Below are 12,830 nucleotides of genomic sequence, written 5' to 3' on the forward strand. Positions count from 1 at the left end.
TCCACCTTGGATGGGGATTTTGCCACCTCCCTCATGGAGGGGGCTTTTAACTGCCTCCACCTTGGATGGGGATTTTGCTGCCTCTCTCATGGAGGTGGGCTTTTAACTGCCTCCACCTTGGATAGGGATTTTGCTGCCTCCCTCATGGAGGGAGGTGGCACGCGTAGCGTGACGGAGGGAGTACTCTATGAGGTGTCAACATGTCGGTGGTATGTTGTCTTGGCACGCTGAAAGCGTGACGGAGGGAATTAATATGTATTTTATTTTTTCATAAGCTCCTTCGCCAGACGTACTGCGGCAACTCCGTCTGCGGCGTAGAAATCGGCGCCTGCTTCCTGAGCGTATTCAGGAGTAACGGCAGCACCGCCTACCATGACCTTTGCGGTGGAGCCTGCTTCACGGAGCTTCTTCACAACGTCGTCAATCTCAATCATGGTGGTTGTCATGAGGGCGCTGAGTCCGACGATATCTGCTTTTTTCTCAAGGGCTGCTTTTACAATTTCATCACTTGGAACGTCCTTGCCAAGGTCGATAAGCTCAAAGCCGCTGTTTCCTACGAGGGCGCCGACGATGTTTTTACCAAGGTCGTGAACGTCGCCCTTCACCGTTGCGATGATGAAGGTGCCGAGCTTTTCGGTGGTTTTGCTTGGAGCAAGGCGCTGCAGCTCGTTGAAGGCTGTACGCATGGCCTCTGCGGAGAGAAGAACCTCAGGCAGGAAGATACGTCCTGCGCCAAAGTCGTCGCCCATGTCGTTCATGGCATCCGTAAGTCCGTGCTCGGTGATGTCATTCGCAGGGATACCCGCGTCCAGGGCCTTCTTTATGAGCTCAGGCATTGCTTCCTTTGAACCTTCGGTAACTGCTTCTTTTATTTCAGCAAGGATTCCCTCAGGTGAATCCTTCGGAGCTGTTTCCTTCTTCGCGGCTTTTTCCGTACCGTTTGACATGAACTGCGTCTTGATTTCGCCCTTTGCCTGCATGGTCTTGCTGTAGAGGCGTCCGTTGGGGTCTTTCCCAAGCAGGGCGGAGCTTGCGAGAAGGGCAAGCTGCATGTCATCGTTGTAGGGGTTCATGATAGGCGCGTCAAGTCCGTGGGATAGGCACATTGCGAAAAATGTACTGTTGATAAGAGGTCTTGACGGCAGACCGTAGGATATGTTGCTGAGGCCCATTGTTGACGGGTAGCCGAATTCCTTACGGTAAAGGTCGAGGGTACGGAGTGTCTCTGAGCCTGCTTTGGCATCTGCCGCCGCAGTCATTACAAGGGCGTCGAGAAGAAAGTCGCCGTCATCAAGTCCCTGTTCCTTTGCAGCTTTGATGATTCCGCGCACAGCTTCGATACGCTTGTCTGCTGTTTCGGGAACGCCCTCTGCCGTGATAGGCAGGCAGAGGATTGCCGCGCCGTATTTTTTCGCAAGTGGCAGGAATTTTGCTATACGCTCAGGCTCCGCGCTGACGGAGTTGATGAGCGCACGACCCGGGTACAGGCGCAGACCTGCTTCCAATGCTTCCGCGTCGCTTGTGTCGATTGCCAGCGGGGTTGTTGTCATCTGGGCGATTTCCTTGATGGCGCGCTTCATTGCAGCCGCCTGGTCGATTCCCGCTACACCCATGTTTACGTCAAGAACCTTTGCTCCTGCCCGTGTCTGTTCAAGAGCGTCCTTTTTGACTGTGAGAAGTGAGCCTTCCTTGATTTCCGCGGCGAGCTTTTTGCGTCCCGTGGGGTTGATGCGTTCTCCGATAAGTACAGTCGGGAGGGAGGCGTCGATTTCAACTGTTTTGCTGCGGCTGGTGAGTCGGAGCATTTTTTTGACAGGTTTTCTTACTGCCTCGGTGCATTTTGCGGCAGCTTCGGCAACTGCACGGATATGCTCAGGTGTTGTACCGCAGCAGCCGCCGAGATATGTGGCGCCTGCTTCAATGAGCTTCGGGGTCCATCTTGCGAAGTCCTCAGGATTCATGGGGAAGATGGTTTTTCCGTTGACGAATTTCGGAAGGCCCGCGTTAGGCTGAACGCTGATGGGTTTATTTGTATTCTCAGCGAGAGTTTTTACAACAGGGAGAAGCTGCTCAGGGCCGAGGGAGCAGTTTACGCCGATAATGTCCGCGCCAAGGGCGTCAAGTGTTATTGCCGCCGTCTGCGGGTCTGTGCCCGTGACTGTTCTGCCGTCCTCACTGTAGGAAAGCTGGCAGATGACAGGAAGGTTCGTGGCATCCTTTGCGGCGATGAGAGCCGCACGTGTCTCCTGTATATCAATGGAGGTTTCTATAAGAATATAATCCGCGCCGCCTTCGGCAAGGGCGGAAGCCTGCTCGTAGTAGTTTTTGTATGCTTCCTCGAAATCAAGGTCGCCAAGGGGCTCGATAAAACGTCCCGTCGGACCCATAGAACCGGCGATTTTGGCTTTGCCTTCCACGGCTTCCTTTGCAGCCTTTACCGCGGCAATATTGATTTCACGGACCTTGTCTGAGCAGCCGTAGTGCTCCAGCTTTATACGCGTTGCGCCGAAGGTGTTTGTCTCTACGATTGTAGAGCCTGCTTCAACGTACGCGCGGTGAACTGCCTTGATCATTTCAGGGCGTTCGAGGTTTACAAGCTCAGGGCACTCGCCGGGCTTGAGACCTGCTGCCTGCAGCATTGTACCTGTTGCGCCGTCAAATATATGTATCATGGATATTTCCCTCATTTCTGTGAAACAAAATTGTACAGTATGTATTATTATAATGCCTTCAATCAAAGTTTGCCATAGGCAAACTTTCCTCTGCGGCATTTCAACGAGGCGGGAGATATGCTCACCGCCTGTTATTTGTCCTAGCCCCCACTTACGACGCGCAGCTAGTCCTTTAGGGCAGAAGTGGGGGACATCTTTTGCCGAGTTATATAACAAAAAGTGTATATATGTATATCGGAGCCTGACGAAAATTTATTTCGATTTTTGCGGTGTATTTTGTAGATAAAGGAGTCAAAAAAATAAGCTAATGTTTCACGTGAAACATTAGCTGTTGTCTGCGATGAGAATCTTTCGACGAAATACACATTCCTTTTTGCCACAGGATGCGCAGCCTTGCATGTCCTGAGGGATTCTTTCTCCGTCAGGATATAAACCTATGACGGCGGTAATTGATTTTACCGGTGAAAGCATGTTTAGCTCTGTTATGCTTATCCCTATATCCTGACCGTGGCAGAGGGGAAGAAGCTTTGCCTGTTCCTCCAATGGCCAGTCACCATATCCCGGAGAATAACGCCAGTGCATTTTATAGCCCTTTGCTGCGGCTTTTGGGGTAAGCATACGCTCAAGTGCATCTGCGGTCTGTTCCACGGCGGTAGTCGCTGCGGCATCCAGCAGAAGACCGTGGGTATATTCGCCCTTTTGAAAATAACTGTTGGCTGTATCTGTAAGGGCAGAGCCGATTGTTGCCGCGATGCAGATTATTTTTGTCGCACCACGAAGATGCGCCCCGGCTTTTTCACCTTTGATGTGAACGGTGGGATTTGATTTTATGATTTGGCTTTTGCAGTCGTAATCATAAAGCTCCCATGAGGTCTTGGGCTCTATGTAAAGGAGCGCCTCACTGCGGGCAGCCTCAAGCCGTTCCTCGCTGAAGGAGACTTTTTGGAGGCCTGCGTATCGGCGCATTTCGTTTATATTGATTTGTTCAAGCCTTGCGTTGTATATCGGCACGCCAAAGCCTCCTTTTTGAAATGAGGTGGGGAATAAATGTTTCACGTGAAACATTTTGAAAGACTTTGTGATGAGGATATTGTACCATATTTTTGAGGGTTTATTTATTTTAAATGTTTTTGTGCTGAAGATATTTTCGTAAATAATTACATTGTCTTAAACTGAAAACTTTTTTCAGACGGGGCTTTGCCCCTTCTGGCTTCCTCACAATGGAGCCTTGCTCCCTTGACCCTTGCTTAACCGCTCCTTCGTCGCTCGAGGAACCCGCGGCGTTACACTCGTGGCAGGCTGCACACTCCGTCTCCCGCGTCTTTACTGTATTACTGAAGCTGATTAGTGGTAGCTTTTTACATAGAAGCATATCTGATATTATTCATCACTGCTCAACAGCTAGTCGCTAATTGGCCTGGGCACGACAGTAGATTCGCAGGCGACGTGCATAAGAGCCTCCCTCTTTGAGGTGTCAACATGCCAGTGGCATGTTGGCTTGGCGCGTAGCGCCGGAGGGAGAGAATAAAATCACGCCGCGGGAAAAGGAAAAAAGCGAAGCGTTGTAGGAGGGTGTCCAGCGGGAACGTAGTTCCTGCGGTAGGGAAGAGCGAAGGGGCGACGCCCCGTCGCATATAAACATTTAGCTATAATATATCCTAAAATCATCACGTCATATTTAGAGATATATCCGATTAGTTTAAATGCTATTCAAAAGCGGGATTAAAAATTTTTATCCGATTGTCAAAATTTAGTTTCACATACTTTATACTCGTCCCAGCTATAAATTTCTCTCAGACGGGGCTTTGCCCCTTCTGACTTCCCCACATGGGGGGAGACCCCCATGCCCCCCTTTAACCGCTCCTCACGTCGCTCGAGGAACCCGCGGCGTTACACCCGTGGCAGGCTGCACACTCCGTCTCCCGCGTCTTTACTGTATTACTTGAACCAATTAGTGATAGGCCTAGAACTCGGAAAAGGAATTTAGGTATATGTAAAGCTAATCACTAACTGGCTCTACTACGACAGTAAATTCGCGGGTTGACGTGCAATTCGCTTTAAAATAAAATCACGCCGCGGGAAAAGGAAAAAAGCGAAGCGTTAAAAAGGAGGGGTCCAGCGGGAACGTAGTTCCTGCGGTGGGGAAGAGCGAAGGGGCGACGCCCCTTCGCATGGAGTGTATAGCTATAAAGAAGTCTAAAATTTACATAGAGAAAAATCAAACAAAGTTTGATGAAACGCTTAAAAGGTATATTTTGCCGTTGGCAAAATCTGAACTATGGCTTATAACTCGGCAAAGATGTTCTCCACTTATATAGGTGCTGCCTGTGGTAAATAACAGGCGGCGAGCATATCTTCTGCCTTGTTGAAACGCTGACAGAGGAAGTTTTGCCTGCGGCAAAACTGGAATGAATGCGTTATAATGCCTTGAATCAGAGTTTGTCGCAGACAAACTCACCTAAACTGCATTTCAACGCGATTATTGTAGTTTCATTATGGAAAAACTACAATAAAGGCGTTATATCAAACAAAGTTTGATGAAACGCTCAAAAGGTATATTTTGCCGTTGGCAAAATCTGAACTATGGCGTTATAATAAGAAATATGTAATCTGTATGATAACTCGTACAGGGGAGATAAGGCGGTGAACTTTTTGGCAAAGATAATCGCGATTGCCAATCAAAAAGGCGGCGTCGGAAAGACCACAACGGCGGTCAATCTTTCCGCGTGCCTTGGAAAGCTCGGCAAGCGTGTACTGCTTGTTGACTTTGACCCGCAGGGAAATGCGACCACAGGCTGCGGGCTGGACAAAACATCATTGGAGAAAAGCGTATATCAGGTCATCATGAGAGAATTGACACTGAAGGATGTTGTGCAGCATACGGAATATCAGATTGATGTTCTGCCTGCAAGCATTGATCTTGCAGGAGCAGAGGTGGAGTTGGCCACATCTGAGGAACGAGAAACCCGCCTTAAGGATGCCCTGGATACTGCAAGGGGAGATTATGATTATATTATCATCGACTGTCCCCCTTCATTGGGGCTTTTAAGTCTTAATTCTCTTGCTGCCGCCGATGGAATCCTCGTGCCGATTCAGTGCGAGTTCTATGCTTTGGAGGGACTCTCCCAGATTGTCGACACCATTGACCTGGTGCATGAGGAAATAAATCCTGACCTTCAGATTGCCGGGGTGCTTCTTACCATGTTTGACCCGCGCACGAATCTTTCCGCGCAGGTGGTTGAAGAGGTAAAGAAGTTCTTCGAGGATAAGGTGTTTGATACGATTATTCCGAGAACAGTCCGTCTAAGCGAGGCGCCTTCATACGGTATGCCCGTTATCGCGTACGATTCTTCGGCGAAGGGCGCGAAGGTATATATGGAACTTGCGGAGGAGGTACTCAGACGTGGCTAAGAAAAGCGGACTCGGGAAGGGCCTGGGCGCGCTGGGTCTCAAAAAAGATGCAAAAAAGGAAATAAAGCAGCCGGCTGCTCCTGCGCCTGTTGAGCTGAAGGAAGGGGAGGTCGTAAGGGAGCTTGCCCTGAAGGATATACGCCCCAACGAAAAGCAGCCGAGAAAAACCTTTGATGAGGATTCCTTGGACGAGCTTAAGGATTCAATCCGTCAGTACGGTGTCCTGCAGCCGATACTTGTAAAGAAGTCAGATAAGGGCTATGAGCTTATTGCCGGTGAGCGCCGTTACCGTGCTGCGAAGCTGGCAGGGCTGAAAACTATTCCTGCCATAGAGCGTAAATTCACCCGTCAGGAGCTTACAGAGGTTGCCCTCATTGAGAATCTGCAGCGTGAGGACCTTAACGCTATCGAAGAAGCGCAGGCATACGCTCATTTAATGAAGGAATTTTCAATGACGCAGGAGCAGCTGTCCGGCAAGATAGGCCGCAGCCGTTCCCATATCGCAAACTTCCTTCGTCTTCTGAAGCTTCCTGAAAGAGTTCAGGAGAGTCTTGTCCAGGAGGTCATCTCCATGGGACAGGCAAAGCCGCTGCTTTCGCTGGAGGATAATGAGCTGCAGCAGAAGGCGGCAAATTATATCATCGACCATGAGCTTTCGGCTCGTGAGGCGGAGTCTCTCGTCGCAAAGCTGAAGAAGGATCCGTCTCTTCTTGATGAAAAGGGGAAGACACAGAAGCAGAAGCCCCAGAGCACGGCGGATGTTTTCATGGCTGACGCGGAGGAACAGCTTCGTGTGTTCTTCGGCACAAAGGTAAAGATCATGCCGGGGAAAAAGCGCAGCAAAATCGAAATAGAATTTTATTCGCCTGAGGATCTCAGCCGTATAGTAGAAACGATACATGAGTTCCACGGAAATGATGTTGCAAGAAAAACGGAGCTTCTTCGTCAGGCTTCGAGAAAATTTATAACCTGATTTTGGGAGGCAGTCTAGTCGGATGAACGAACTTTTAAAATTGATTTCGGATAACAGCAGTTATATTATTTTAGGGCTCAGCGGAGTATCGGTTCTTCTGCTGATTGTAGTTATTTATCAGAGCATAAGCATTTCAGGCCTGAAAAAGCGCTATGACAAGATGATGACAGGCGAGGAGACAGGTACCAGCTTTGAAAAAATGATGCTCGACCACATAGAAGAGGTGCGCAGGGTTTCGGCAGCCAATGAAAAGCTCAATGAGAAGGCAAAGGACATGGACGCGCTTTTGAATCTGGCTATTACAAAGGTCGGTGTCATCAGGTTCCGTGCCTTTGAGGACATGGGAAGCGATTTGAGTTACGCGGTGGCGCTTTTGGATTCCAATGATGATGGCGTCATTCTCTCCAGTATTTTCGGACGTGAGGATTCCAGAAGCTATGTGAAACCAATCGAACATGGAAAATCCAGCTACACCCTGACGAAGGAAGAGGAAGAAGCTATGAGGAAGGCACTTAATGGCTGATACGGGTGTGATATCAGAGGAACAGAAAAGCCTTTGGGAACAGATGCTGAAAACGGCAGACGGCGACTATAGACGTCGCCGTCTTGTTCTATCTGTAATAGAGTTTTATCAAAGGCCAATGGAGGAGCTTTTGAGCGGATACGCGGAAAAGAGAATATCAATGCGCCGTCCCGAGCGAATCCATATCTCATCGGGCGTCAGGGTATACGGCACCTGCCGCATGGAGCGGGGGAAAAATGACGTCTGCTCCATGACCTTCAGCCGGCATCTCTTTTTCGACGGAAATGTAGAGCGCCTCAGAAATGTCGTGTGCCACGAAATGCTCCACGCGTGCCTTCCGTACAGGGAAGGACACGGGCAGAAATTTCATTTTTTCATGGAAAAGCTCAACGAAGCCTTCCATATAAATATAGCGGTTCATTCCCCCGAAGACGCCATCAGACAGTCTGAGAGCCTGTATAAGTACAAGGTTGTCTGCAAAAGCTGCGGGAACACGTCCTATTATCTCAGGGCAGGAGCGCTGGTAAAGCACCCGGAACGCTTCCGCTGCGTGAAATGCAGGGAGAGCAGGTTCGAGGTAGAGCAGCTCAGATGAAATATTGAGAAATTTTTAAAAAGGCCTTGACATAATATTAATTCGAGCCTATAATGTATTCTGTTAACAGCGAAATATTGGGGTATCGCCAAGTTGGTAAGGCAGTGGATTCTGAATCCACCATGCGTTGGTTCGAGTCCAGCTACCCCAGCCATGAAAATTCAGCACCGCAATGCGGTGCTTTTTTTATTGCCATCAGAGCTTTTTAGCTGTCCTGATATTGTGCGGTCACAAAGTCATGCCCTCAAAATCCATTATCCTGTCATAAAATACAAGTGTATATTTATAAAAGACTATATGAAAAGATATATTTTAAAAATTGTAAAATAAATGCTTGATTATCCTACGGAACAATGCTATACTGTATCCAATCTGAATTTTACATAATTACATTTTAGTAAAGGTAATGAACGGAAGCAATCGACAAATGTCCTCTACAGAGAGTCGTCGGCAGGTGCAAGGCGATGTGGATATGGCGAGTTCTCGTCCGGGAATCCGGCTGATGAAATCATTAGTCAGCCGCGTGTGGCATACGTTACAGGCTGAGAGTAAAATGCAGGGTGGTACCGTGCGGAATCCGCGCCCCGGCTGGTGGAAACATCGGTCGGGGCTTTTTTCATGCCGGAGCTTTTTCCGTCATGCGTTGTCAGCTGCCGCTCGACGTAGTGTTGCTGCGGCGTCGAGCATTTTCCCAGCTTGACGAAAAATCCATTGGCATGAACACGATTGACTCAATCAATGTGATTTTTTGGATAGAAGCGCGGTCAAAGAAGCAGGAGTGCGGACATTAAGTCCGTTTAGGTATCAACAAAATGAGGAGGCTGTCAAAATGGTAAGGTTATCTAAGGTATTTCGAATGGCATTGATTGGAATGCTGGTTGCGGCGATGGCACTGGCAGCAGGCTGCGGTGCAAGCAAATCGGCGTCACAGAGCGGCGGCGCAGGCGGTAAGGTGGAGCTTAAGCTTGCGTATCATCTGCCTGTAGACCATCATCTTTCAAAGAGCATTGAGCGTTTTGCAAAGCGCGTAAATGAGAAGTCAAACGGCCAGATTACGGTTACAACGTATCCTGCGGGCCAGCTCTATACAGATAAGAGCATGAACGATGCCATCATGTCGGGCGGCCTTGATATGGGCCTCAACTCCACGGCTATGTGGACGACGGTGGTTCCTGTCCTGAACGTCCTCGATGTTCCGTTCCTGCTCCCGAACTACGACTCCGTTGCGAAGGCTATCGACGGCGGTCTTGGAAAGACTCTCGGCGAGGAAATGGAAAAGAAGGGCGTATATCCTCTGATGTGGGCAGATTACGGCTATGTGCAGTTCGCAAACAACGCACGTCCGCTGCAGAAGCCTGAGGATTTCAAGGGACTGCAGCTCCGCGGCTACGGTCAGATTCCTGCAGAAACCATCAAGGCACTGGGCGCTTCTCCTGTAACAATGGGCTCCGGTGAGGTCTATATGGCTATTCAGCGCGGCACGATTGACGGTCAGACCTCCGGTACAACGGCTATGTACAGCCGCAAAATCTATGAGGTTGCGAAATATCTTACCATGACGAACCACGCATTCTGCGAGTTTGTTGTAGCAGTAAATAAGGCTAAATGGGACAGCCTCTCCGCAGACCAGAAGAAAATCCTGACGGACGCTGCCAACGAAACGCGTGATGAAATCCGCAAGGAAACAAAGGCTGCCGACCTTGAGTCCATGGAGGCTCTGAAGAAGCAGGGCATGGAGGTCTATGAGATTCCTCAGTCCGAGATTCCTATGTGGCAGGAGGCTACAAAGCAGGTGCGTGATGATTTCATCAAGGCAAACGGTGAAATCGGTAAAAAGGTCGTTCAGGAGTGCCTGAAGGCCAACTAAGGGAAGGGTGAACACGGGATGTTGAAGCTGATGGAATGGTATGACAGGGCAGTGCTTATGATAAGCCGTGCCGCGGCTGTTATTGCGGGCCTTTTCATTCTTGCGACGGCTTTCATTGTCGTATACGAAATCGTTATGAGGGGTATCTTCAATTCTCCTACTGAGTGGGTGCTTGAAATATCAACGTATCTTATCATCGGGGCAGGCTTTTTGGGAATGGCGGTAACTCTAAGGCATAAAGCGCATATTTCCGTTGATTTTCTTACAAGCCACCTTCCTGTGAAGGCACGCTGCGCCCTTGAGCTCGTAACGACGGTGCTTTCAATCCTGTTGTTCTACGTATTTATGACGGAAAGCACGGATCTTATGATTGTTTCCTATGAGGTAAACAAGCTGTCGCCGTCTATCCTGCGTTTTCCGCTTTTTATTCCGCAGAGCGCCCTTGTCATAGGCTCATTCCTTTTGGAGCTTGAGCTGATTCGTCAGCTGCTTGATGATGTGTGCATCGTCATGGGCATAAGAGATGGAGGCGAGGGCAAATGCTGATAGGCTTTACGGCGCTGCTGCTGGTATTGCTCGTGTCGGGCATGCCGGTTGCCTTTACCCTTATGATTTCGGGCGTTTTGGGAATGCTGTTCTTTTTGGGAGGCCCTGCTTCCTTTGCGCAGATTCCTGTTATCGCCTACAAAACTCTTGATGATTTCGTCCTGACGGCTGTTCCACTTTATATCCTCATGAGTCAGATTCTCCTGAAGGGACGGGTTGGAAATCAGCTTTTCGAGCTGGGGAGCCGCTGGCTGGGACATCTGCCCGGGGGCCTTGGCGTTGCTACTATCTTCGCCTGTGCGATTTTTGCGGCTATTTCGGGTTCCAGTGTGGCTACAGCCGTCACCATCGGCGCTATGGCTATCCCCGAAATGCTGAAACGGGGCTACAGGCGTGAGGTTGTTCTGGGCACCGTCGCCGCAGGCGGAACACTTGGAATCCTTATTCCACCAAGTATACCAATGATTCTCTACGGCTCCATTACGGATGAATCCGTGGGTAAGCTGTTCCTTTCGGGTATCGTACCCGGAACGCTCCTCACCCTCTTTTTCATCGCCTACGTTGTATGCCGCTCCTGGAGCATGGAACGTCAGGCACCGTCGCCGTGGAACGTCCGATGGGAAATACTGAGGGAAAATATCTGGGGACTGCTGCTTCCGATTCTCGTTGTCGGCGGTATCTATACCGGCGCCTTTACTCCGACGGAGGCCGCCGCTGTAGGCACACTGTATTCCCTTGTCATCACCTTTTTCGTGTACCGCTCGGTTACGGTGAAGGATATGCCGGAAATTCTTGAGGATACCGTGCGCACTACCTCGATGATTTTCGCCATCATGATAGGCGCAATGCTCTTCGGATTTATCCTTACGGTTCTGCAGGTGCCACAGGCTATCATGGCCCTTGTGACAGAAAGCGATTTGAACCGCTGGATTATCTTCGTAGGGGTAAATATCGTGTTGTTAATATTGGGTTGCATATTAGAAACGATTTCAATAATATTGATAACACTGCCTATGCTGTTCCCTGTAATGCGTCAGCTGGGGTTCGATTTGATATGGTTTAACGTGGTCATGCTCATCAATATGGAGCTGGCACTCATATCGCCGCCTATAGGTATGAATCTGTTCGTTATCAAGGGCATCAGCCCCGACAGCAAGCTGCAGCAGATTATCGCGGGCTCCATGCCATTCGCGGCAATCATGGCTTTGGAGATACTTCTCCTGTGCCTCGTTCCGGAGCTTGCAACATGGCTGCCCGGGGTACTGAAATGATGCTGCGCAGAGGATAAATTGTCTTTGAATATCTTGTTATGAAAAACAGCCATCTAGTTTTCGAAACTAGATGGCTGTTTTTATCTCATACAGGGAGGTATTTGAGCCCCACTCTCGGAGGGGGTGACAGCCAAAGGCTGTCGGGGGGAGTAAGATCAAAATAATGTCGAATCAAAGTTTAAGCAACATAGACAAATCATCCATAATGCTTATATGGGGGTAGCTTTCCAGCTGCTCTTTTTTTGTTGTTCCTGTGGTGACTCCTGCGAAATCTATGCCGGCATTCTGCGCGGCCTGGGCGTCCACGATATTGTCCCCCACGTATATTGCCTCGGATTTTTCTGCACCGAAACGGGAGAGTGCCAGAAGTATTCCCTCCGGGTCAGGCTTGAGGTTTTTTATTTCAAGATTTCCTATGATGAAATCTATAAGCTCTGCTCCGCCGTCACGGTCAAACTTTTCCTGAATCCTGCTGCTTGTCTTCGAGGATATGATGGCGATATGCTTTCCTGCCGCGTGGAGCGCGGAGAGCGTTTTCATGGTGGAGGGGAAAAAGTGGGTGCCGGGAGTCATATATTCATCGGCAAAGACCTTGTAACGGTTGATGAAATCTGAAATCACCGCGTCATCGTCTGTACCGAGAATCTGTCCCACGGCAATCGGCATGGGAAGTCCGATGGTGCGCGTTATATTGTCCGCAGGAACGTGGGGACGGCCGAGCTGCTCGAGAGTCCGCGTAAAGCAGCCCACAATGCCCTCGGAGGAATCCACCAGAGTATAGTCAAAATCGAAAAGGTAATATGAGTACATCAAGAGACTCCTTTCAGATGGAGAAAACGTAGTTCCATTTCGTGATAATTGAAGAGATATATGTATAGTACCATGTTAGCACATCATCCGTAAAATAACTGGACTATATACTTGCCTGAATTTCCTCCTGCTTTGTTATCGTCGCTTGACGTAGCTCTACTG

The 12,830-nt window shown here is 49.4% G+C and carries 10 protein-coding genes and 1 tRNA gene; 8 read left to right on the forward strand and 3 right to left on the reverse strand.

The features are described 5' to 3' along the window. Positions 1-260: 260 nt before the first annotated feature. Both BUA83_RS08500 and BUA83_RS08505 read right to left on the reverse strand, forming a co-directional pair. Entirely contained in the window at positions 261-2,672 is a 2,412-nt protein-coding gene (locus tag BUA83_RS08500; protein WP_072935818.1) for a homocysteine S-methyltransferase family protein, read from the reverse strand. A gap of 324 nt (positions 2,673-2,996) precedes the next feature. Next, entirely contained in the window at positions 2,997-3,683 is a 687-nt protein-coding gene (locus tag BUA83_RS08505) for a hypothetical protein (protein WP_072935819.1), read from the reverse strand. A gap of 1,632 nt (positions 3,684-5,315) precedes the next feature. Between BUA83_RS08505 and BUA83_RS08515 the strand changes: the two genes are divergently transcribed. The 8 genes from BUA83_RS08515 (at position 5,316) to BUA83_RS08555 (ending at position 11,858) form a co-directional block, all read left to right on the forward strand. Continuing rightward, positions 5,316-6,083 (forward strand): ParA family protein, encoded by a 768-nt coding sequence (locus BUA83_RS08515; RefSeq protein ID WP_327288517.1) that lies wholly within the window; start codon positions 5,316-5,318, stop codon positions 6,081-6,083. Further along, positions 6,076-7,056, forward strand: a complete 981-nt coding sequence (locus BUA83_RS08520) for a ParB/RepB/Spo0J family partition protein (protein WP_072935822.1) — start codon at positions 6,076-6,078, stop codon at positions 7,054-7,056. Before BUA83_RS08515 ends, BUA83_RS08520 begins: the two co-directional genes overlap by 8 nt. A 22-nt stretch (positions 7,057-7,078) precedes the next feature. Beyond that, positions 7,079-7,579, forward strand: a complete 501-nt coding sequence (locus BUA83_RS08525; RefSeq protein WP_072935823.1) for a DUF4446 family protein — start codon at positions 7,079-7,081, stop codon at positions 7,577-7,579. Then, on the forward strand, positions 7,572-8,174 hold the full coding sequence (locus tag BUA83_RS08530) for a SprT-like domain-containing protein (RefSeq protein ID WP_072935824.1): 603 nt from the start codon (positions 7,572-7,574) through the stop codon (positions 8,172-8,174). The genes BUA83_RS08525 and BUA83_RS08530 overlap by 8 nt, the downstream gene beginning before the upstream one ends. Positions 8,175-8,252: 78 nt before the next feature. Further along, a tRNA-Gln gene (locus tag BUA83_RS08535) sits at positions 8,253-8,328 on the forward strand. 675 nt (positions 8,329-9,003) lie between these two features. Further along, a complete protein-coding gene (locus BUA83_RS08545) occupies positions 9,004-10,041 on the forward strand; it encodes a TRAP transporter substrate-binding protein (protein ID WP_094756559.1) in 1,038 nt (345 codons plus the stop codon). Between the two features lie 18 nt (positions 10,042-10,059). Further along, positions 10,060-10,587, forward strand: coding sequence for a TRAP transporter small permease subunit (locus tag BUA83_RS08550; protein ID WP_072935826.1), 528 nt, complete (start codon positions 10,060-10,062; stop codon positions 10,585-10,587). After that, positions 10,581-11,858 carry a TRAP transporter large permease gene (locus BUA83_RS08555; RefSeq protein ID WP_072935827.1) on the forward strand — a complete coding sequence of 426 codons (1,278 nt, stop codon included), beginning with the start codon at positions 10,581-10,583 and terminating at the stop codon, positions 11,856-11,858. Before BUA83_RS08550 ends, BUA83_RS08555 begins: the two co-directional genes overlap by 7 nt. 171 nt (positions 11,859-12,029) lie before the next feature. Here BUA83_RS08555 and BUA83_RS08560 read toward each other — a convergent pair whose 3' ends face one another. Further along, positions 12,030-12,668 carry an HAD family hydrolase gene (locus BUA83_RS08560; RefSeq protein WP_072935828.1) on the reverse strand — a complete coding sequence of 213 codons (639 nt, stop codon included), beginning with the start codon at positions 12,666-12,668 and terminating at the stop codon, positions 12,030-12,032. Positions 12,669-12,830: the final 162 nt, after the last annotated feature.

It is taken from the genome of Schwartzia succinivorans DSM 10502, assembly GCF_900129225.1.
Taxonomy (GTDB): domain Bacteria; phylum Bacillota; class Negativicutes; order Selenomonadales; family Selenomonadaceae; genus Schwartzia; species Schwartzia succinivorans.

Excerpts from the sequence above, each read along its gene's own strand:
- BUA83_RS08500 (WP_072935818.1), bottom strand. The coding sequence starts at position 2,672 with ATGATACATATATTTGACGGCGCAACAGGTACAATGCTGCAGGCAGCA.
- BUA83_RS08525 (WP_072935823.1), top strand. The coding sequence starts at position 7,079 with ATGAACGAACTTTTAAAATTGATTTCGGATAACAGCAGTTATATTATT.
- BUA83_RS08530 (WP_072935824.1), top strand. The coding sequence starts at position 7,572 with ATGGCTGATACGGGTGTGATATCAGAGGAACAGAAAAGCCTTTGGGAA.
- BUA83_RS08545 (WP_094756559.1), top strand. The coding sequence starts at position 9,004 with ATGGTAAGGTTATCTAAGGTATTTCGAATGGCATTGATTGGAATGCTG.
- BUA83_RS08550 (WP_072935826.1), top strand. The coding sequence starts at position 10,060 with ATGTTGAAGCTGATGGAATGGTATGACAGGGCAGTGCTTATGATAAGC.
- BUA83_RS08555 (WP_072935827.1), top strand. The coding sequence starts at position 10,581 with ATGCTGATAGGCTTTACGGCGCTGCTGCTGGTATTGCTCGTGTCGGGC.
- BUA83_RS08560 (WP_072935828.1), bottom strand. The coding sequence starts at position 12,668 with ATGTACTCATATTACCTTTTCGATTTTGACTATACTCTGGTGGATTCC.